This is a genomic window from Pseudomonas oleovorans subsp. oleovorans (assembly GCF_002197815.1).
Taxonomy (GTDB): Bacteria; Pseudomonadota; Gammaproteobacteria; order Pseudomonadales; family Pseudomonadaceae; genus Aquipseudomonas; species Aquipseudomonas oleovorans.
This window is the reverse complement of record NZ_NIUB01000021.1, coordinates 20565-40897: the sequence shown is the minus strand read 5'-3', so window position 1 is coordinate 40897 and position 20333 is coordinate 20565. Positions and strand designations below refer to the sequence as shown.

Here is a 20333-nt window from a genome sequence, read left to right as displayed (position 1 = left end):
CGAAACCCATAAAAAACCGTCGGAGCGACGTTCAAATCGCTGGCGACGGCTTCGCGTGACTACCCAGAAAAAAGGCGGGATCAACCCGCCCTCTTTCCGCGTCAGCTACTGCTCTCAGGCAGGCTGCGCCTCGGCCAGGAAGAACCAGGTGTCGAGGACCGAATCGGGGTTCAGCGAGACGCTCTCGATGCCTTGCTCCATCAGCCACCTGGCCAGATCCGGGTGATCCGAAGGGCCCTGACCGCAGATGCCGATGTACTTGCCGGCCTTGTTGCAGGCAGCGATGGCATTGGCCAGCAGCTTCTTCACCGCAGGGTTACGCTCATCGAACAGGTGGGCAACGATGCCGGAGTCACGGTCCAGGCCCAGAGTCAGCTGGGTCAGGTCGTTGGAGCCGATAGAGAAGCCGTCGAAGAACTCGAGGAACTCCTCGGCCAGAATGGCGTTGGACGGCAGCTCGCACATCATGATGACCTTCAGGCCGTCCTGACCACGGGCCAGGCCATTGCTGGCCAGCAGCTCGACCACTTGCGACGCCTCGCCCAGGGTACGCACGAACGGCACCATGATCTCGACGTTGGTCAGGCCCATCTCGCCCCGCACTTTCTTCAGCGCACGGCATTCCAATTCGAAGCAATCGCGGAAGGATTCGCTGATGTAGCGCGAAGCACCACGGAAGCCCAGCATCGGGTTCTCTTCTTCCGGCTCGTACAGCTTGCCGCCGATCAGGTTGGCGTATTCGTTGGACTTGAAGTCCGACAGGCGCACGATGACCTTCTTCGGCCAGAAGGCAGCGGCCAGGGTGCTGATGCCCTCGACCAGCTTCTCGACGTAGAAGTCGACCGGGTCGCCATAGCCAGCGATGCGCTTCTCGACGCTGTCCTTGATCTCCGGCGGCAGGCTGGAGAAGTTCAGCAGTGCCTTGGGGTGCACGCCGATCATGCGGTTGATGATGAATTCCAGACGGGCCAGGCCCACACCTTCGTTCGGCAGTTGGGCGAAGTCGAAGGCGCGATCCGGGTTGCCGACGTTCATCATGATCTTGAACGGCAGATCCGGCATGGCATCGACCGAGTTCTTGCGGATGTCGAAGCCCAGCTCACCCTCGAAGATGAAGCCGGTGTCGCCTTCGGCGCAGGAGACGGTAACGCCCTGGCCGTCCTTCAGCACGCTGGTGGCGTTGCCGCAACCGACCACGGCCGGAATGCCCAGCTCACGGGCGATGATCGCCGCGTGGCAGGTACGCCCGCCACGGTTGGTGACGATGGCGCTGGCGCGCTTCATCACCGGCTCCCAGTCCGGGTCGGTCATGTCGGAGACCAGCACGTCGCCCGGCTGCACCTTGTCCATTTCGGACACATCGTGGATCACCCGCACCTTGCCGGCGCCGATGCGCTGACCGATGGCGCGACCTTCCACCAGAACGGTGCCCTTCTCTTTCAGCAGGTAGCGCTCCATCACGGTAGCGCTGGAGCGGCTCTTCACGGTTTCCGGGCGGGCCTGCACGATGTACAGCTTGCCGTCGTCACCATCCTTCGCCCACTCAATGTCCATCGGGCGGCCGTAGTGTTTCTCGATGATCAGCGCCTGCTTGGCCAGCTCGCTGACCTCGGCATCGGTGATGCAGAAACGCGCGCGATCGGCACGGTCGACCTCGACTGTCTTGACCGAACGACCGGCCTTGGCTTCGTCGCCGTAGACCATCTTGATCGCCTTGCTGCCCAGATTGCGACGCAGGATTGCCGGACGGCCAGCCTCCAGAGTCGGCTTGTGCACGTAGAACTCGTCGGGGTTGACCGCTCCCTGCACCACGGTCTCGCCGAGACCGTAAGCACCAGTGATGAACACCACGTCACGGAAGCCCGATTCGGTGTCCAGGGTGAACATAACGCCGGCGGTGCCGGTTTCCGAACGCACCATGCGCTGCACACCGGCAGACAGGGCGACCAGCTTGTGATCGAAGCCCTGGTGCACGCGGTAGGCGATGGCGCGGTCGTTGAACAGCGAAGCGAAGACTTCCTTGGCGGCGCGGATCACGTTGTCCACGCCACGGATGTTGAGGAAGGTTTCCTGCTGGCCGGCGAAGGAAGCATCCGGCAGGTCTTCGGCGGTAGCAGAAGAACGCACGGCCACGGCCATGTTGTCGTTGCCAGCGCTCATGGTGGCGAAGGCTTCACGAATCTGCTTGTCCAGCTCGGCGGGGAACTCGGCGTCCATCACCCATTGGCGAATCTGCGCGCCGGTCTTGGCCAGGGCATTGACGTCATCGACATCCAGGGCGTCGAGCGCTGCGTGGATCTGCGCATTCAGGCCGCTCTGCTCGAGAAAATCGCGATAGGCCTGAGCCGTAGTGGCGAAACCGCCGGGAACCGAAACGCCGGCGCCGGCCAGGTTGCTGATCATCTCGCCGAGGGATGCGTTCTTGCCCCCCACATGCTCAACATCGTGATTGCCGAGCTTATCGAGGGAAACTACGTACTCTACCAAGGTGATCTCTCCACTAACTGTATTGGAAAAGCTCAGCGGGCTGCGCAATGTCGAACGACCGAGGTCGCGCGATTGTGGCCTTGCCCTTGAATAAGTAACAATGCCAGAACCCGTGGGCCCCGGCGAAAAACGCGGCCTATCATAGCCAAGAATCGAACTCAGCTTAAGGCCTTTGGCGCAAATGAAACGAACCGCTTTCTTCATCTCCGACGGCACCGGCATCACCGCCGAAACCCTGGGTCAGAGTCTGCTCGCGCAGTTCGAGAACATTCAGTTCACCAAACTCACGCGCCCTTATATCGACAGCATCGAAAAAGCGCGCGCCATGGTACAACAAATCGATGCCGCCGCTGAAAGGGACGGTGTGCGTCCGATCATCTTCGACACCATCGTCAATCGCGATATTCGAGCCATTCTCGATACCGCCAATGGTTTCATGATCGATATCTTCTCGACCTTTCTCTCGCCGCTGGAACAGGAGTTGAGCTCGCACTCTTCCTACTCCGTCGGCAAGTCGCACTCCATCGGTCAGCACTCCAACTATATGGAGCGTATCGAGGCGGTGAACTTCGCCCTCGACAATGACGACGGCGCCCGCACCCACTATTACGACAAGGCCGATCTGATCCTGGTCGGCGTATCACGCTGCGGCAAGACGCCCACCTGCCTGTATATGGCCATGCAATATGGCATTCGCGCAGCCAACTACCCGCTGACCGAAGACGACATGGAGCGCCTGCAACTTCCGGAGTCGCTGAAAAAATACCGCGACAAGCTGTTCGGCCTGACCATCGATCCAGATCGCCTTACCGCCATCCGCCATGAACGCAAGCCCAACAGCCGCTACGCCAGCTTCGCCCAATGTGAGTTCGAGGTGCGTGAAGTGGAAAGTCTGTTCCGTCGCGAAAATATCGCCTTCATCAACTCCACGCATTTCTCGGTCGAGGAGATTTCGGCCAAGATCCTGGTGGAAAAAGGTGTTGAGCGACGCCTTAAATAACCACCATAAGCTCATGTTTCAAAAGTGAAAAGGCTCGATACTTCGAGCCTTTTCTAGTTTCAGCGGTTAGAAGCTGCCACCGGCACACGCACCCAGCCCTCCATGAGGATGCGCGCACTGCGGCTCATCACTGCCTTGGTCACTGCCCACTGACCATCGACCAGACGAGCCTGTGCACCAACCCGCAAGGTGCCGGACGGATGGCCAAAACGCACCGCCTCACGCTCGCCGCCGCCAGCGGCCAGGTTGACCAACGTACCTGGTATCGCCGCCGCCGTGCCGATGGCCACCGCACAAGTGCCCATCATCGCGTGGTGCAGTTTGCCCATCGACAGCGCGCGCACCAGCAGATCGACATCGCCAGCTTTTACATCCTTGCCGCTGGATGTGCGGTAATCCTTGGGCGGACTGACGAAGGCGATCTTCGGGGTGTGCTGACGTGTCGCAGCCTCCTCGGCCGTCTTGATCAGCCCCATGCGCAGCGCACCAGCGATGCGGATCTGCTCGAAGCGCGCCAGTTGCGCCGGATCGCCATTGATGGCCTCGCGCAGCTCGGTGCCCTGGTAGCCGATGTCCTCGGCATTGACGAAGATGGTCGGGATGCCGGCGGTGATCATGGTCGCCTTGAAGGTACCGATGCCCGGCACTTCAAGATCATCGACCAGATTGCCGGTGGGAAACATCGAACCGCCCTCCTCGCCATCATCAGATGGGTCGAGGAATTCCAGCACGATCTCCGCCGCCGGGAAGGTCACCCCGTCCAGTTCGAAGTCACCGGTTTCCTGCACCTGGCCACCCGTGACCGGTACATGGGCGATGATGGTTTTCTGGATATTGGCCTGCCAGATACGCACTACGCAGGTGCCGTTGTCGGGAATCCGTGCGGGGTCGACCAGACCGGCATGGATGGCGAAGGCACCTGCCGCGGTGGACAGGTTGCCGCAGTTGCCGCTCCAGTCGACAAAGGCCTTGTCGATGGAGACCTGACCGTAGAGGTAGTCGACATCGTGATCGGGCTGACTGCTTTTCGACAGGATCACGCACTTGGAGGTGCTCGACGTGGCGCCGCCCATGCCATCGATATGCGCCGAGTACGGATCGGGGCTGCCGATCACGCGCATGAACAGCTTGTCGCGCGCCTCGCCGGGCACCTGGCAGCGCTCGGGCAGATCCTGCAGACGGAAGAACACGCCCTTGCTGGTGCCGCCACGCATATAGGTGGCGGGTATTTTCACTTGCGGCAGATGAGCCATGGGTGCAGTCCTGAGTAGCCCGGATGCAATCCGGGAATGATGGTGCTGGTTTTCCCGGATTTCATCCGGGCTACGCGCTTGCCTCCCCTCTCCCGCTGGCGGGAGAGGGGCCGGGGGAGAGGGAGCATCCAAAAGCCGCGAGCTACCTGAAGCACCCTCTCCCCAACCCTCTCCCATAAATGGGAGAGGGAGTTATCAAGCCACCGCACCTTCGAGGAAGTCCTTGGCGAAGCGCTGCAGCACGCCGCCGGCCTTGTACACGCTGACATCCGCCGCGGTATCCAGTCGGCAGGTCACCGGCACCCGAACCACTTCACCGTTACGGCGATTGACCACCAGGGTCAGGTCGCAGCGCGGCGAGATATCGCCCTCGATGTCATAGGTTTCGGTGCCGTCCAGCCCCAGGGTCAGGCGCGTGGTGCCCGGTTTGAACTCTACCGGCAGCACGCCCATGCCCACCAGGTTGGTGCGGTGGATGCGCTCGAAGCCTTCGGCGACGATCACTTCCACGCCCGCCAAACGTACGCCCTTGGCCGCCCAATCCCGCGACGAGCCCTGGCCGTAGTCGGCACCAGCGACGATGATCAGGTTCTGCTTGCGGTTCATGTAGGTCTCGATGGCTTCCCACATGCGCATCACCTGGCCTTCCGGCTCGACGCGGGCCAGCGAGCCCTTCTTCACCTGGCCGTCGACCACAGCCATCTCGTTGACCAGTTGCGGGTTGGCGAAGGTGGCGCGCTGTGCGGTCAGGTGGTCGCCACGGTGGGTGGCGTAGGAGTTGAAGTCCTCCTCCGGCAGGCCCATTTTCGCCAGGTACTCACCGGCGGCCGAGTCCGCCAGGATGGCGTTGGACGGCGACAGGTGGTCGGTGGTGATGTTGTCCGGCAGGATCGCCAGCGGGCGCATGCCCTTGAGCGTGCGCTCGCCGGCCAGCGCACCCTCCCAGTAAGGCGGGCGGCGGATGTAGGTGGACATCGGCCGCCAGTCGTACAGCGGGCTGTCGGCTTCCTTCACCGTCCCGAGGTCGAACATCGGGATATAGATCTGCTTGAACTGCTCGGGCTTGACGCTCGCCGCGACTATGGCGTCGATCTCCTCGTCGCTCGGCCACAGGTCCTTCAACGTGATGGGGTTGCCCTGGGCATCGGTGCCCAGCGCGTCCTGCTCGATATCGAAGCGCACGGTACCGGCAATGGCATAGGCCACAACCAGCGGTGGCGAAGCGAGGAAGGCCTGCTTGGCATAGGGATGGATGCGCCCGTCGAAGTTGCGGTTGCCTGAGAGCACAGCGGTGGCGTACAGGTCGCGGTCGATGATTTCTTTCTGAATCTTCGGATCGAGCGCGCCGGACATGCCGTTACAGGTGGTGCAGGCGTAGGCGACGATGCCGAAACCGAGCTTCTCCAGTTCCGGCAGCAGGCCAGCCTCTTGCAGATACAGCTTGGCGACTTTCGAACCTGGAGCGAATGACGTCTTCACCCAGGGCTTGCGCACCAGGCCCAGCGCGTTGGCCTTCTTCGCCACCAGACCAGCAGCGATGACGTTGCGCGGGTTGGAGGTGTTGGTGCAGCTGGTGATGGCGGCGATGATCACCGCGCCATCGGGCATCAGCCCCTGGGCTTCTTCACCCTTGCCAGCTTGCAGCTTGGCTTCGTCAGCGATGCCACGCTCGGCCAGCGCCGAGGTCGGCAGGCGGCGATGCGGGTTGCTTGGCCCAGCCATGTTGCGCACCACACTGCCCAGATCGAAGCGCAACACACGCTCGTACTCGGCGGTTTTCAGCGCGTCGCTCCACAGACCCAGGGTCTTGGCGTAGTTTTCTACCAGCGCCACCTGTTCCGGCTCGCGACCGGTGAGCTTGAGGTAGTCGATGGTCTGGCCGTCGATGTAGAACATCGAGGCGGTGGCGCCGTATTCCGGGCACATGTTGGAGATGGTCGCGCGATCACCGATGGACAGGCTGTCCGCCCCTTCACCGAAGAACTCGACCCAGGCCCCCACCACCCTTTCCTTGCGCAGGAACTCGGTGATAGCCAGGACGATATCGGTGGCGGTGATGCCGGGCTGGCGCTTACCAGTCAGCTCGACGCCGACGATATCGGGCAAGCGCATCATCGACGGGTGGCCGAGCATCACCGTCTCGGCCTCCAGGCCGCCGACGCCAATGGCGATCACGCCCAGGGCATCCACGTGCGGAGTGTGCGAGTCGGTGCCGACGCAGGTATCGGGGAAGGCAATGCCGCCGCGTGCCTGGATCACCGGGCTCATCTTCTCCAGGTTGATCTGGTGCATGATGCCGTTGCCGGCCGGGATCACGTCGACGTTCTTGAACGCGGTCTTGGTCCAGTCGATGAAGTGGAAGCGATCCTCGTTGCGGCGATCCTCGATGGCGCGGTTCTTCTCGAAGGCATCCGGATCGAAGCCCGGCGCCTCGACGGCCAGCGAATGGTCGACGATCAACTGGGTCGGCACCACCGGGTTGACCTTGGACGGGTCACCACCTTTTTCTGCGATGGCATCGCGCAGGCCGGCCAGATCCACCAGCGCGGTCTGACCGAGAATGTCATGACAGACCACCCGCGCCGGATACCAGGGGAAGTCCAGGTCGCGCTTGCGATGGACCAACTGCTCCAGGGCGGCGGTCAGATCCTGTGGCTCGCAGCGGCGCACCAGTTGCTCGGCCAGCACGCGCGAGGTGTAGGGAAGCTTGTCCCAGGCGCCGGTCTGGATCGCCTCGACCGCTTCGCGGGCGTCGAAGTAATCCAGCGCGGTGCCGGGCAGGCTTTTACGGTATTGAGTGTTCATCATTTACGCTCCTTGAGCGGCACGAACTTCAGGTCTTCGGGGCCTGTGTAGTTGGCGCTCGGGCGGATGATCTTGCCGTCGATGCGTTGCTCGATGACGTGGGCGGACCAGCCGGCGGTGCGGGCGATGACGAACAGCGGGGTGAACATGGCGGTGGGCACGCCCATCATGTGGTAGCTCACGGCGCTGAACCAGTCGAGGTTGGGGAACATCTTCTTGATTTCCCACATCACGCTTTCCAGGCGTTCGGCGATGTCATACATCTTGGTATTGACCTGCTCCACCGACAGCTCGCGGGCCACTTCCTTGATTATCTTGTTGCGCGGGTCGCTAACGGTATAGACCGGGTGACCGAAGCCGATCACTACTTCCTTGCGCCCTACTCGTTCACGGATATCGGCTTCAGCCTCGTCCGGGCTGCCGTAGCGCTTCTGCACCTCGAAGGCCACCTCGTTGGCGCCGCCGTGTTTCGGCCCGCGCAACGCGCCAATAGCGCCAGCGATGCAGGAGAACAGGTCGGAACCGGTGCCGGCGATCACCCGCGAGGTGAAGGTCGAGGCGTTGAACTCGTGCTCGGCATACAGGTTCAGCGAGGTGTGCATGGCGCGCACCCAGGACTCGCGTGGCTTCTCGCCGTGCAACAGATGGAGGAAGTGGCCGCCGATGGAGTCGTCGTCGGTTTCCACCTCGATGCGCTTGCCGTTGTGGCTGTAGTGGTACCAGTACAGCAGCGCCGAACCCAGGCTGGCCATCAGCTTGTCGGCGATATCACGCGCGCCCGGATGGTTGTGGTCGTCCTTCTCCGGCGCCAGGCAGCCGAGCACGGAGACGGCAGTGCGCATCACGTCCATCGGGTGAGCCGAGGGCGGCAGTTGTTCGAGCGCTGCCTTGACCCCGGCCGGCAGACCGCGCAGGGCCTTGAGTTTGGACTTGTAGCCGGCCAGTTCGGCAAGGTTCGGCAGCTTGCCATGCACCAGCAGGTGAGCGATTTCCTCGAACTCGCAGCGGTTGGCGAAATCCAGCACGTCATAGCCGCGGTAGTGCAGGTCGTTGCCGGTGCGGCCAACGGTACACAGCGCGGTGTTGCCGGCGGCGGTGCCGCTCAGGGCGACGGATTTTTTCGGTTTGAAGCCAGGGGTGGTTTCAGTGGCACTCATGGTTATCTCCTCGACTCTTTTTGTTCTGCTGTGCTCTGGGTAGGGTGGGCTTCAGCCCACCGCCTCAGCCAACCGGCAGCGCTGATGCGGTGGGCTGAAGCGAATCGTCGCCCGGCCCACCCTACGACCTCGCTGGTTTTACTTCTTGCCGGCAGCGAACAGCGCGTCGAGCTTCTGCTCGAAGGCGTGGTAACCGATGCGGTCATAGAGTTCGGCGCGGGTCTGCATCAGCTCGATCACGTCCTTCTGGTGGCCGTTCTGGCGGATCGAGGTGTAGACACTTTCCGCCGCCTTGTTCGCCGCGCGGAAGGCCGACAACGGATACAGCTGGATGGCCACGCCGACCGAGGCCAGTTCGTCACGGGTGAACAGCGGCGTGGCGCCGAATTCGGTGATATTGGCCAGTACCGGTACGTTCAGCTCCTTGACGAAGCGTGCGTAGGTCGGCAAGTCGTAGGCCGCCTCGGCGAAGATTGCATCGGCGCCGGCCTCGACATAGCGCAGGCAGCGCTCGATGGCAGCGTCTACGCCTTCAGCCTGGATCGCATCGGTACGGGCGATAAGGAAGAAGTCCGGGTCGGTCTTGGCATCAGTGGCAGCCCTGACGCGGTCGCACATCTCCTCGGTGGAGACGATCTCCTTGCCCGGACGATGACCGCAACGCTTGGCGCCGACCTGGTCCTCGATATGCGCAGCGGCAGCGCCGGCCTTGATCAGGTTCTTGATGGTGCGCTCGATGTTGAAAGCCGACGGGCCGAAGCCGGTGTCGATGTCCACCAGCAGCGGCAGATCGCAGACGTCGGTGATGCGGCGCACGTCAGTCAGCACGTCATCCAGGGTGTTGATGCCCAGATCCGGCAAGCCGAGCGAGCCGGCGGCGACACCGCCACCGGACAGGTAAATAGCGCGAAAGCCCGCGCGCTTGGCCAGCAGTGCATGGTTGGCGTTGATCGCACCGATAACCTGCAGTGGCTGCTCCTCGGCGAGGGCCTGGCGGAAACGCTGGCCGGCGGAAAGCTGGGTCATGAATCACCTCGAGTCTTGGATGAAGGGGTGAGCGCTTCCTGTCCACATTGGGAAACGTAGTGGCGCTCGATATTGCGCTTGGAGGCGCCGATGTGGCGGCGCATCAGCAATTCGGCCAGTTCACCGTCACGAGCTTCGATGGCGTCGAGAATGCGGTGGTGCTCGGCGAAGGCCTGGTGCGGCCGATTGGGTGTGGTGGAGAACTGCAGTCGGTACATGCGCACCAACTGGTACAGCTCGTCGCACAGCAGCTTGGCCAGGGTGCGATTGCCGCTGCCCTGGATGATCCGGTAGTGGAAGTCGAAGTCGCCTTCCTGCTGGTAGTAGCCGACACCAGCCTTGAACGCGGCATCCTGCTCGTGCAGCTCCAGCACCTGGCGTAGCTCATCGATCTCCTGCTGGGTCATGCGCTCGGCCGCCAGGCGGCAGGCCATGCCTTCGAGCGACTCGCGAATCTCGTACAGCTCGACCAACTCGGCATGACTGAGCGACACCACCCGCGCGCCCACATGTGGCACGCGCACCAGCAGCTTCTGCCCTTCCAGGCGATGAATGGCCTCGCGTAGAGGGCCACGACTGATGCCATAGGTGCGCGCCAGCTCGGGCTCAGAGATCTTGCTACCCGGGGCGATCTCGCCTTTGACGATAGCGGCCTGGATCAGACGGAAGACGTGCTCGGAAAGCGTCTCCGAATCCACCTGCGGCGCTGCTGACGCATCTGATTGAAGCAGCATGATTGTCAACACCAATAGATATTCAGGGCGATATAACTACGCCATAAAGCCAAAAATGTCAAAGCAGACCAAAGCATTGTCGACAATACGTCCAGCTCGCCCGATCAGGCAAACCGCCACCTTACTTGCAGAAAGCTACATAAGCGTCTGTCGGCACGTAAAATCCCCATGTTAGAATCCAACTGTTCCTGCCTGGCCATCGCCTTTTGCCATGCCTGCTAGACTTCACGGCAGAAAGTTGTATGGCAGGATGCCTGCGAGTTGCTGCCCCCATCCCGCCACTGGCAATACCCTCTCAAGGACACATGAGACTGAAACCCTTCTCTTTGCTGATCTGCCTGCTGACCTTGTCCTGCCCTGCTCTGGCCATGGGCAAGTCGATCTATGGTCTGAATGAATATATTCACGTAGAAGAACTGGACCTGCAGGTAGCCGCCAAACTCGACACTGGCGCCAAAACCGCGTCCTTGAGTGCCCGCGATATCAAACGCTTCAAGCGTGACGGAGAAACCTGGGTGCGTTTCGTGCTGGCCATCGACAATGCCCAAGAGCGCACCATCGAGCGTCCGCTGGCGCGAATCAGCAAGATCAAACGCCGTGCTGGCGATTTCGACCCCGATGAAGGCAAGACCTATACGGCACGCCCGGTAATCGACCTTGAATTGTGCATGGGCAAGACCCTGCGCATGATCGAAGTGAACTTGACCGACCGAAGCGCATTCCAATACCCGCTTCTGATCGGCTCCGAAGCGCTCAAGCACTTCGAGGCCATAGTCGATCCAAGCCTTAAATATGCAGCCGGCAAACCCGACTGCACCAATGACGCAACCCCTGGCGAGTAATTCCCATGCGCTCTCTGAACCTGCATCTGAAAGTCCTGATCACCCTCCTGGTGGCCCTGGGCGTTCTGATTACGGCATACCAAATCTTCATTCTCGGCATTCCGGTGACCGAGGATGAGACCGACGATCTGTGGAACATCGACGCCAAGGTCGAATTCCAGGCCAACCCGCGTGAGCCGGTGAAGCTGCAGATGTTCGTCCCGCCGCTGAACCAGGACTACGTCAGCCTCAACGAGAGCTTCATCTCCAACAATTACGGCGTCAGCGTCAACCGTGTCGACGGCAACCGCCGCGTCACCTGGTCGGCACGTCGTGCCAATGGCAAGCAGACCCTCTATTACCGACTGGTTCTGACCAAGCGTTACAGCGGCGAGCAGGCGCCTGCAAAAGGCCCGATCTTCCGCGACAGCATCCCGGTCGAAGGCCCCGAGAAGATCGCGGCCGAAGCCCTGCTGGCGCCGATCCGCCAGCACTCGGCGGATGTCGAAACCTTCATCAGCGAAACCATCAAGCGCGTCAACAACGTCAATGACGACAACGTCAAGTTGCTGCTCGGCGGCGACGCCTCCATCGCCAACAAGGCCAAGGCCGTCGACTTGCTGTTGTCCATCGCCCATGTGCCGATGGAGCGTGTGCACACCATTCGCCTGCAGGCCGAAGTGGCGCAGTCGCCGGAGCTTTGGCTGCGCAGCTTCAACGGTCAGAAGTGGCTGTATTTCAACCCGAAAACCGGTGAACAGGGCCTGCCGGAAGACCGCCTGATCTGGTGGATCGGCGACGGTGATCTGGTCAGCCTCGAAGGCGGCCGTCAGGCGCAAGTCAGCTTCAGTCTGAACAACAGCGAGATGAACGCCATCCGCCTAGCCAAACTGACCGATGAGAACACCGACGCCAGCTTCCTCGAATACTCGCTGTACGGCCTGCCGCTGCAGACCCAGCAGACCTTCATGGTCATGGTGATGATCCCGATTGGCGTGCTGGTCATCCTGATCCTGCGCAACCTCGGTGGCTTGCAGACGCTGGGCACCTTTACCCCGGTGCTGATCGCTCTGGCCTTCCGCGAAACCCAGCTGGGCTTCGGTATCTTTTTGTTTACCGTGATCACTGCACTCGGCCTGTCACTACGCTCGTACCTCGAACACCTGAAGCTACAGATGTTGCCGCGCCTGTCGGTGGTCTTGACCTTCGTCGTGGTGCTGATCGCCGCCATCAGCCTGTTCAGCCACAAGCTGGGCCTAGAGCGTGGTCTGTCGGTGGCGCTGTTCCCGATGGTGATTCTGACCATGACCATCGAACGCCTGTCGATCACCTGGGAAGAGCGCGGCGGCAGCCATGCCTTCAAGGTCGCCATCGGCACCCTGTTCGCCGCCACCATCGCCCACCTGCTGATGAGCGTGCCCCAACTGGTGTACTTCGTGTTCACCTTCCCGGCGATCCTGCTGATTCTGGTGGCTTTCATGCTGGCGATGGGCCGTTACCGCGGCTACCGCCTGACCGAACTGTTCCGTTTCAAAGCCTTCCTCAAGGACTAAGACCATGTTCGGCCTAATCAAAACGTGGAAGGCCCTTGAAGCCAAAGGCATCATGGGCATCAACCGACGCAATGCGGATTACGTGCTGAAGTACAACAAACGGCACCTGTACCCGATCGTCGACGACAAGATCATCACCAAGGAGCGGGCCATTGAGGCCGGCATCGATGTGCTGGAGCTGTACGGCATCATCGACACCGAAAAAGGCATCGACAAACTCGACGAGATCATCGCCGGGCGCACCGATTTCGTCATCAAGCCGGCGCAGGGCGCCGGCGGTGACGGCATCATGGTCATCGCCGACCGCTTCGAGGACCGATTCAAGACGGTGTCCGGCAAGATCGTCAGCCACGAGGAACTGGAGCAGCAGATTTCCAACATCCTCTCCGGTCTGTACTCGCTCGGCGGTCACCGCGACCGTGCGCTGATCGAATATCGCGTGACCCCGGACACCATCTTCAAGAGCATCAGCTACGAAGGCGTGCCGGACATCCGCATCATCGTGCTCATGGGCTACCCGGTGATGGCCATGCTGCGTCTGCCGACCCGCCAGTCCAACGGCAAGGCCAACCTGCACCAGGGCGCCATCGGCGTCGGCGTCGACCTGGCCACCGGCGTGACCCTGCGCGGCACCTGGCTGAACAACAAGATCAGCAAGCACCCGGACACCACCAATGCGGTGGACGGCGTGCAACTGCCGAACTGGGACGGTTTCATGAAGCTCGCTGCCGGCTGCTACGAGTTGTGTGGCCTGGGTTACATAGGCGTGGACATGGTGCTGGACCAGGACAAGGGCCCGCTGATTCTTGAGCTCAATGCCCGCCCCGGCCTGAATATCCAGATCGCCAATGACTGTGGCCTGACCCACCGCGCCCATGCCGTGGAAGCCCGCCTGGAAGAACTGAAAGCCAAGGGTATTCAGGAAGACGCAGAAGAGCGCGTGCGTTTCTCCCAGGAGCTGTTTGGTCACGTCGCCAGCAAGGAAATCTGACCAGCGAACGTCGTAAGGTGCTGCCGCACCTTACGACCCGCTCAATGCACCCTCGCCAGCTCGCCCCCCCCTCACCCCACCGTCTCATGCCTCGCTCAGCAGCCCCAGGCTCTTGCCCTTGAGTACGACTTGCGTACGGCTGCGTACGCCCAGCCTGGAAAACAGGTTATGCAGGTGCCATTTGACGGTACCCAGGGCCAGCGCCAATTGCTGGCCGATCTCATCATTGGACATGCCCTTGGCGGCCAGACAGACCACCTCACGCTCGCGCTCGGTCAGCCCCTCCTCCAGCACGGCAATGGCATGCGGCGATTCCTGGCAGGGCCAGGCGCTCAACAGACTACGGATGAATGCCTGCAGCGCCGGCTGGTGCTCGACGGATTCCAACAGCTGCAGTAACTGGCGTATGGCTTCGCCTTCCTCGATGAACAGGCTGCGCGCCTCTTCCCACTCGGCGCCGATCAGGCATTTCACCAGCAGACTTTCCATCACGGCCTCGACCGGCACCCGCATGGTATTGCGCAGGTAGCCCAGGGCGTAATCACCCAGACCGGGCAGTGAACGCCCAATACTTCGATCAGTTGCTGGAAGAAACGTACCGGCTCATCATCAGCATCGCCCAGCGATAGCTACGCAACAGCGCTGCCGGCCTGACGACGCTGCTCGACCTGCATCGCCAACGCGGTGGTCCAAAACCAGCAGGCGCGCAAAACAACACGAGGCGGGCGTGGGGGGGGTAGGCCGAAAGCGCGGCTTCCACCTGGGGCCTTTTCAGATAGTCCACGGATGCCTGGGCGGCGACAGTTTTGAACGCAGCAGGCTTCCAGCGGCAGGGCCGATCACTACATCCATGGCCTGGATTCCTTCATTCACTGTTGTTTTGGTACGGCAGTTCAACACCCTGGCACGACTCCATACTAATCAGCCGAGCGTACCGGAGCAAACCTGGCCGAAGCCCTAGGATGAATATTAGCGGCGGACTACAATCGCTCTTTCAACCCATTCGACTGCCACGCATGCCCAGCTGCTCTCTGCACCCTATTGCTTACCGCACCGACCCCAGCGACTACTTCCAGCGCATTCGCCAGGCCCCCGGCGCCGTACTGCTGGATGCCGGACGACCGAATGCCACGCGTGGACGCTATGACCTTATGAGCGCCTGGCCATTGGCAGAACTGGCGCCCACGCCCGACGAATCGGCCAACGGCTTTCTGCAACGTCTGCGAGGCGCATTGCAGAGCCTCGGCCCCGCCGAGGCTCCAGCACAGCAGGAGCTGCCATTCGTCGGTGGTTTGATCGGCTACCTGTCTTATGACTTCGGCCGCCGCCTGGAAGTGCTGCCCGAACAGAGCGTCGATGATCTCGATCTCGAGGATGCCCGTTTCGGTCTCTACGCCTGGGCACTGATCAGCGATCACCAGTTGGGTACCAGCACCCTGCTGTTTCACCCGGCGCTGCCGGAGGCAGAGCGCCGGCGCCTGCGGATGCTGTTCGAAGCAGCGCATGACGAGGAACTCGCGCCCTTCCGACTGACTCAGCCGTTCCAGGCCGCTATCGACGAGCACCGTTATCGCCAGGCGATCGAGCGCATCCAGGGCTACATCCTCGCTGGCGATTGCTATCAGGTGAATTTCGCCCAGCGCTTCCAGGCGCCCTGCACGGGTGATCCCTGGGCGGCATACCTCGCACTGCGCCAGGCCTGCCCCACGCCTTTCTCGGGTTTTCAGAGCCTGGGCGATGGCGACGCCATTCTCAGCCTGTCGCCCGAACGCTTTCTCAAGGTCAGCAGCGGTCAGGTGGAAACCCGTCCGATCAAGGGCACTCGGCGCCGCGGCGATGACACCGACGATGATCAAGCGCAGGCGCAGGAGCTGTTGGCGAGCAGCAAAGACCGCGCCGAGAACCTGATGATCGTCGATCTGCTGCGCAACGATCTGGGCCGCAGCTGCCGCATCGGTTCGGTGAAAGTACCGGAGCTGTTCGCCCTGGAGAGCTATCCCAACGTGCATCATCTGGTCAGTTGCGTCACCGCCGAGCTGGCGCCCGGCAAGGATGCGCTGGACCTGATCGCCTGCAGTTTCCCTGGTGGCTCCATCACCGGCGCACCGAAGATCCGCGCCATGCAGATCATCGATGAGCTGGAGCCGACACGGCGCGGGCTCTATTGCGGCTCCTTGCTGTATCTCGACGTACGCGGTGAGATGGACAGCTCCATCGCCATTCGCAGCCTGCTGGTCAAGGACGGCAAGGTCAGTTGCTGGGGCGGCGGCGGTATAGTCGCCGACTCCAACTGGCAGGCCGAATACCAGGAATCCATCACCAAGGTGAAGGTATTGCTGGAGACGCTGGAGGGGCTTTAGAAACGTAGTGCGGGTGCAACCCGCCAGATTGCGATGGCGGGTTACACCCGCACTACGTCAGCTACAGGCTCAGCTTGCGGTTCGATGCCTTGAGGAATTCCTGCTTCAGATCCTCGTAGGTATGCACGGCCGGGAATTGCGGAAACTCGCGAATCACGTTTTCCGGCGCATGGAACAGGATGCCGGCATGGGCTTCGCTGAGCATGGTGGTGTCGTTGTACGAGTCACCGGCCGCGATAACGCGGTAGTACAGACTCTTAAAGGCGATGACCGACTGACGCTTGGGATCCTTCTGGCGCAGCTGGTAGCTGACCACACGATCGTTCTCGTCGGTGATCAGGCGGTGGCACAGGAGAGTCGGGAAACCGAGCTGACGCATCAGCGGCTGGGAGAACTCGTAGAAGGTGTCGGAGAGAATCACCACCTGAAAACGTTCACGCAGCCAGTCGACGAACTCCACTGCGCCATCGAGCGGCTTCAGGGTAGCGATCACGTCCTGAATGTCCTTCAACTTCAGGCCGTGCTCATCGAGAATGCGCAGGCGTTGCTGCATCAGCACGTCATAATCGGGGATGTCGCGGGTGGTCGCCTTGAGCGACTCGATACCGGTTTTTTCCGCAAAGGCGATCCAGATTTCCGGGACCAGTACGCCTTCCAGGTCGAGACACGCGATTTCCACAGGCCACTCCTCGGTTGAGCCAAAAGCCGGCACTCTAGCCGCTGAGCCTGGTGGGCGCAATGCGACGGCTTATAACCATACTGAAGCTCTACCATCCAGCTAGTTATTTAGCTGCATAACCGGCCTTTGCTACCATCGCACCTTCACGCACACGATCTGGAATCCTCACCATGGAACTCGACCTGGACGCGCTCAACGCCGAACTCGGCAACCAGCCTGAAAAGCTGGTGCAGTGGGCCATAGGGCTGGGCAAACCCGCCATCTGCACCACCAACTTCCGCCCTTTCGAAGCGGTGATCCTGCACATGGTCAGCCAGGTCAAACCGGATATCCCGGTGGTCTGGATGGACAGCGGCTACAACACCGAAGCCACCTATCGCTTCGCCGACGAGGTAACCCGCAAGCTGGGCCTCAACCTGATCATCTACCTGCCCAAGCGTTCACGCGCGCACCGCGAGGCCATCGACGGCCCGGTGCCTGGCCTGGATGATCCGCGCCACGCCGCGTTCACCGAGGAAGTGAAGCTCGAGCCCTTCGCCCGCGCCCTGCGCGAGACCGCACCCAGCGTCTGGTTCACCGCCCTGCGTGCCACCGACACCGCCGTGCGCGCGCAGATGGCCCCTATCAGCATCAACCCGGACGGCCTGATCAAGGTCGCCCCGCTGCTGCACTGGACCTCCAAGGATCTGTATCAGTACCTGGTCGCCCACGACCTGCCGAACGAATTCGATTACTTCGATCCGACCAAGGGCGAAGACAATCGCGAATGCGGCCTGCACCTGAACCACTGATCTGCGTACAAAAACAAAATGGCGCCTTATAGGCGCCATTTTTCGTGACACCTGCGGTGTCAGTGCATGGGCAACTCGACACCTGCAAACAGCTCTTCGAGCTCGGACTTGTTATGGCACTGCACGGCCTTGGCCAGCATGTCGCGGGTCAAGTGCGGGGCGAAGCGCTCGATGAAGTCACACATGAAGCCACGCAGGAAGGTGCCACGACGAAAGCCGATCTTGGTCACACTGGGCTCGAACAGGTCATCGGCATCGAGCACCACCAGATCAGGGTCGAGCTTGGCATCGACCGCCATCTTGGCCACGATGCCCACCCCCAGGTTCAGGCGCACGTAGGTCTTGATCACGTCAGCGTCAGCAGCAGTGAATACCACCTTGGGTGTCAGGCCGCGATGGCTGAAGGCTTCGTCCAGCTTCGAGCGCCCGGTGAAACCGAACACGTAGGTGACGATGGGGTGCTCGGCCAGAGCCTCGAGGGTCAGCTTCGGCAGCTTGGTCAGGGGATGGCCCTGCGGTACCACCACGCAACGGTTCCAGCGGTAGCACGGCATCATGATCAGATCGTTGAACAGCTCAAGGCCTTCGGTGGCGATGGCGAAATCGACACTGCCATCGGCGGCCATCTCGGCGATCTGCGTCGGCGTCCCCTGGTGCATGTGCAAGGCAACATCCGGGTACTGCTTGATAAAGGCACTGATCACCGGAGGCAGGGCGTAACGCGCCTGGGTGTGAGTGGTGGCGATGGACAGCGTACCCTTCTTCTCGTTGGAGAATTCCTGAGCGATCTGCTTGATGCTTTCGACCTTGCGCAGGATCTCACCGGCCGTGGTGATGATGCGTTCACCCGCCGGAGTTACGCGGGTCAGATGCTTGCCGCTGCGGGCGAAGACTTCCACGCCCAGCTCATCCTCGAGCAAGCGAATCTGCTTGCTGATCCCTGGTTGCGAGGTGTACAGGCTCTGAGCGGTAGCCGATACGTTGAGGTCGTGGTGCGCAACTTCCCAGATGTAGCGCAATTGCTGAAGCTTCATATGTTTCCCTCAGAGCAGTAAGGCAGGCCAACAACTGCCAATGCCGTATATAACCATATTATTGGTTTAATCGAACAGCCTAGAACGTTTTATTAGGTACCCCATTTACAAATCCCCATGACCGCGATGCTGCAGCATGGGCACCAGATACACCGGCACTTCCGATAGCTGCACGATCCGTGCGGACGTACGCCCCAGCGGTACGGTCAGATCCGTGCCATGGCTATGACTGCCTACGACCAGCAGATCCACCCCAAGTTTCTGCGCCTCCTCGAGAATCACCGCAGGCGGGTCGCCCTGCAGTACGCGCACGGCTCGAATCAGTTGCAGATCCTGCTGGCCCTCCCCCAGCTCATCACGGAACCCTTCGAACACACGCTGCTCGATACTGCTCATGACAGTGCCAAGCCCATTACGGCGCAACTCGCCGAGGGTGCCTTCGTCCAGGTAGGTCTGCAGGACGGACTCAGCGAACAACCCCATGGGTTCAACCGCATGCACCACATACAGATCAGCCTTGAAGCTACGGCTCATGGCAAGGGCGTGCTGCAGCACATAGGAAGCATAAAGCCCCAGATCGGTGGCATAGAGTATCGAACGGATCACACGGCCTCCTCGACTGCTGGCGCAGGCCCTTCATTGAGCTTAGCAGCGCATCAGACAAAGCAAGATTGGCAGCGTTATTTAGGACGAATGGCTATATGCAGGCGCTTGAGCGCCTGCATCGGCTCAGGCTCAGGGCACCAACTCGTTGCTGACGCCATGGGGGACATGACCGGTCGCTACCACCTGACGAGCTTTTTCACAGTGTCCGGTCTGGTCATCGAAGAACACATCGGCAGCGAAGGCCTCCAGCACCGCCGACTTGTCCAGCCCGCCAAGGAAGAAGGATTCATCCAGACGGATGTTCCATTCCCGCAGGGTGCGAATCACACGCTCATGTGCCGGCGCCGAACGCGCGGTAACCAGCGCCGTACGGATCGGGCAGTCTGCCTCGGGAAACTCCTGCTGCAGGCTGTGCAGTGCCGCCAGGAAGGGTTTGAAAGGCCCACCCAGCAGCGCCTGCCTTGCGGCTTCGCGCTCATGATCCTGGAAGGCGTTGAGACCGCCACTCTGGTAGACGCGCTCGGAATCGTCGGAGAACAGCACGGCATCGCCATCGAAGGCGATGCGCAGTTCGTTGCTGTTCGCCCGCCGCGCGCCACCGGAAAGCAGCGTGGCTGCGCCGAAACCGGCCTTCAGTGCATTACGCACATCGTCGGCATGAGTAGACAGAAACAGATGACAGCCAAAGGCCGCCAGATAAGGATCGGGGCTACGGCCGCCGACGAAGGCGGCGCGGGATATGCCGAGCCCGTAGTGCTGGATCGAGTTGAACGCACGCAGCCCGGTATCGGCGCTGTTACGCGACACCAGGATGACCTCCACGCGCTGTTCGCTGAGCCGTGTGTTCAGCCCAAGCAGCTTCTCCACCAGCGGAAAGGCGTCGCCCGGCATCAGCACTTCGTCTTCATGCTCGATCTGATAGCGGCGATAGGCTTCCACCCCTTCGCTTTCGTAGATCTGGTGACTTTCACTCAGATCGAACAGCGCCCGCGAGGAAATCGCCAGCACCAGTTTGTCCCCCAGCCCCTTACCCATG

Annotated in this window: 16 protein-coding genes and 1 pseudogene; 6 read left to right on the top strand and 11 right to left on the bottom strand. The window is 61.4% G+C overall.

The window, feature by feature from the left end; all coding sequences use genetic code 11:
- Nucleotides 1-114: 114 nt before the first annotated feature.
- Entirely contained in the window at nucleotides 115-2487 is a 2373-nt protein-coding gene (gene ppsA / locus PSOLE_RS13865; protein WP_074858239.1) for a phosphoenolpyruvate synthase, read from the bottom strand.
- A 181-nt stretch (nucleotides 2488-2668) separates the two neighbouring features.
- Here ppsA and ppsR point away from each other — a divergent pair, with 181 nt between their 5' ends.
- The gene (gene ppsR / locus PSOLE_RS13855; protein WP_074858234.1) at nucleotides 2669-3487 is read left to right on the top strand and encodes a posphoenolpyruvate synthetase regulatory kinase/phosphorylase PpsR; all 819 of its coding nucleotides are present in this window, start codon (nucleotides 2669-2671) and stop codon (nucleotides 3485-3487) included.
- Nucleotides 3488-3546: 59 nt separating this feature from the next.
- On the opposite strand, the gene prpF is transcribed toward ppsR, so the two are convergent.
- The 5 genes from prpF to PSOLE_RS13830 form a co-directional block, all read right to left on the bottom strand.
- Nucleotides 3547-4740 (bottom strand): 2-methylaconitate cis-trans isomerase PrpF, encoded by a 1194-nt coding sequence (prpF, locus tag PSOLE_RS13850; RefSeq protein ID WP_074858231.1) that lies wholly within the window; start codon nucleotides 4738-4740, stop codon nucleotides 3547-3549.
- 195 nt (nucleotides 4741-4935) lie between these two features.
- Nucleotides 4936-7545, bottom strand: a complete 2610-nt coding sequence (gene acnD, locus PSOLE_RS13845; protein ID WP_088339322.1) for a Fe/S-dependent 2-methylisocitrate dehydratase AcnD — start codon at nucleotides 7543-7545, stop codon at nucleotides 4936-4938.
- Nucleotides 7545-8702: a bifunctional 2-methylcitrate synthase/citrate synthase gene (gene prpC / locus PSOLE_RS13840; protein ID WP_074858226.1), complete on the bottom strand. Its 1158-nt coding sequence runs from the start codon at nucleotides 8700-8702 to the stop codon at nucleotides 7545-7547. The genes acnD and prpC overlap by 1 nt, the downstream gene beginning before the upstream one ends.
- 138 nt (nucleotides 8703-8840) lie before the next feature.
- On the bottom strand, nucleotides 8841-9728 hold the full coding sequence (gene prpB, locus PSOLE_RS13835; RefSeq protein WP_074858223.1) for a methylisocitrate lyase: 888 nt from the start codon (nucleotides 9726-9728) through the stop codon (nucleotides 8841-8843).
- Nucleotides 9725-10462: a GntR family transcriptional regulator gene (locus PSOLE_RS13830; protein WP_003460041.1), complete on the bottom strand. Its 738-nt coding sequence runs from the start codon at nucleotides 10460-10462 to the stop codon at nucleotides 9725-9727. Before PSOLE_RS13830 ends, prpB begins: the two co-directional genes overlap by 4 nt.
- A 305-nt stretch (nucleotides 10463-10767) precedes the next feature.
- Here PSOLE_RS13830 and rloA point away from each other — a divergent pair, with 305 nt between their 5' ends.
- The 3 genes from rloA to PSOLE_RS13815 are packed head-to-tail and all read left to right on the top strand — an operon-like array spanning nucleotide 10768 to nucleotide 13827.
- On the top strand, nucleotides 10768-11304 hold the full coding sequence (gene rloA, locus PSOLE_RS13825) for a retropepsin-like aspartic peptidase RloA (RefSeq protein WP_039964566.1): 537 nt from the start codon (nucleotides 10768-10770) through the stop codon (nucleotides 11302-11304).
- Between the two features lie 5 nt (nucleotides 11305-11309).
- Entirely contained in the window at nucleotides 11310-12836 is a 1527-nt protein-coding gene (gene rloB / locus PSOLE_RS13820; protein WP_074858220.1) for an osmotic stress tolerance membrane protein RloB, read from the top strand.
- A gap of 4 nt (nucleotides 12837-12840) precedes the next feature.
- On the top strand, nucleotides 12841-13827 hold the full coding sequence (locus tag PSOLE_RS13815) for an alpha-L-glutamate ligase-like protein (RefSeq protein WP_074858215.1): 987 nt from the start codon (nucleotides 12841-12843) through the stop codon (nucleotides 13825-13827).
- Nucleotides 13828-13911: 84 nt separating this feature from the next.
- Here the strand turns inward: PSOLE_RS13815 and PSOLE_RS13810 are convergent.
- Nucleotides 13912-14310 (bottom strand): annotated as a pseudogene (locus PSOLE_RS13810) (response regulator transcription factor); the annotation flags it as partial.
- Between the two features lie 533 nt (nucleotides 14311-14843).
- On the opposite strand from PSOLE_RS13810, the gene pabB reads away from it, so the two are divergent.
- Nucleotides 14844-16187: an aminodeoxychorismate synthase component I gene (pabB, locus tag PSOLE_RS13805; protein ID WP_039964565.1), complete on the top strand. Its 1344-nt coding sequence runs from the start codon at nucleotides 14844-14846 to the stop codon at nucleotides 16185-16187.
- Between the two features lie 61 nt (nucleotides 16188-16248).
- On the opposite strand, the gene thrH is transcribed toward pabB, so the two are convergent.
- Nucleotides 16249-16866, bottom strand: coding sequence for a bifunctional phosphoserine phosphatase/homoserine phosphotransferase ThrH (gene thrH / locus PSOLE_RS13800; RefSeq protein WP_003460030.1), 618 nt, complete (start codon nucleotides 16864-16866; stop codon nucleotides 16249-16251).
- Between the two features lie 170 nt (nucleotides 16867-17036).
- Here thrH and PSOLE_RS13795 point away from each other — a divergent pair, with 170 nt between their 5' ends.
- Entirely contained in the window at nucleotides 17037-17657 is a 621-nt protein-coding gene (locus PSOLE_RS13795) for a phosphoadenosine phosphosulfate reductase domain-containing protein (protein WP_074858212.1), read from the top strand.
- A gap of 59 nt (nucleotides 17658-17716) precedes the next feature.
- Here the strand turns inward: PSOLE_RS13795 and cysB are convergent, their stop codons facing one another.
- From cysB to PSOLE_RS13780, 3 genes are all read right to left on the bottom strand, one after another.
- Nucleotides 17717-18691, bottom strand: a complete 975-nt coding sequence (cysB, locus tag PSOLE_RS13790; protein WP_003460027.1) for an HTH-type transcriptional regulator CysB — start codon at nucleotides 18689-18691, stop codon at nucleotides 17717-17719.
- Nucleotides 18692-18796: 105 nt separating this feature from the next.
- A complete protein-coding gene (locus PSOLE_RS13785) occupies nucleotides 18797-19297 on the bottom strand; it encodes a universal stress protein (RefSeq protein ID WP_074858208.1) in 501 nt (166 codons plus the stop codon).
- A 129-nt stretch (nucleotides 19298-19426) separates the two neighbouring features.
- Nucleotides 19427-20332, bottom strand: a complete 906-nt coding sequence (locus tag PSOLE_RS13780) for a 5'-nucleotidase (protein ID WP_003460025.1) — start codon at nucleotides 20330-20332, stop codon at nucleotides 19427-19429.
- Nucleotide 20333 lies beyond the last annotated feature (1 nt).

What these genes read in the sequence shown, in the direction of transcription:
- prpC (WP_074858226.1), bottom strand. Translation starts at nt 8,702, where the DNA reads ATGAGTGCCACTGAAACCACCCCTGGCTTCAAACCGAAAAAATCCGTC.
- prpF (WP_074858231.1), bottom strand. Translation starts at nt 4,740, where the DNA reads ATGGCTCATCTGCCGCAAGTGAAAATACCCGCCACCTATATGCGTGGC.
- rloA (WP_039964566.1), top strand. Translation starts at nt 10,768, where the DNA reads ATGAGACTGAAACCCTTCTCTTTGCTGATCTGCCTGCTGACCTTGTCC.
- rloB (WP_074858220.1), top strand. Translation starts at nt 11,310, where the DNA reads ATGCGCTCTCTGAACCTGCATCTGAAAGTCCTGATCACCCTCCTGGTG.
- prpB (WP_074858223.1), bottom strand. Translation starts at nt 9,728, where the DNA reads ATGACCCAGCTTTCCGCCGGCCAGCGTTTCCGCCAGGCCCTCGCCGAG.
- PSOLE_RS13780 (WP_003460025.1), bottom strand. Translation starts at nt 20,332, where the DNA reads ATGGGTAAGGGGCTGGGGGACAAACTGGTGCTGGCGATTTCCTCGCGG.
- PSOLE_RS13815 (WP_074858215.1), top strand. Translation starts at nt 12,841, where the DNA reads ATGTTCGGCCTAATCAAAACGTGGAAGGCCCTTGAAGCCAAAGGCATC.
- acnD (WP_088339322.1), bottom strand. Translation starts at nt 7,545, where the DNA reads ATGAACACTCAATACCGTAAAAGCCTGCCCGGCACCGCGCTGGATTAC.
- cysB (WP_003460027.1), bottom strand. Translation starts at nt 18,691, where the DNA reads ATGAAGCTTCAGCAATTGCGCTACATCTGGGAAGTTGCGCACCACGAC.
- PSOLE_RS13830 (WP_003460041.1), bottom strand. Translation starts at nt 10,462, where the DNA reads ATGCTGCTTCAATCAGATGCGTCAGCAGCGCCGCAGGTGGATTCGGAG.
- pabB (WP_039964565.1), top strand. Translation starts at nt 14,844, where the DNA reads ATGCCCAGCTGCTCTCTGCACCCTATTGCTTACCGCACCGACCCCAGC.
- PSOLE_RS13795 (WP_074858212.1), top strand. Translation starts at nt 17,037, where the DNA reads ATGGAACTCGACCTGGACGCGCTCAACGCCGAACTCGGCAACCAGCCT.
- ppsR (WP_074858234.1), top strand. Translation starts at nt 2,669, where the DNA reads ATGAAACGAACCGCTTTCTTCATCTCCGACGGCACCGGCATCACCGCC.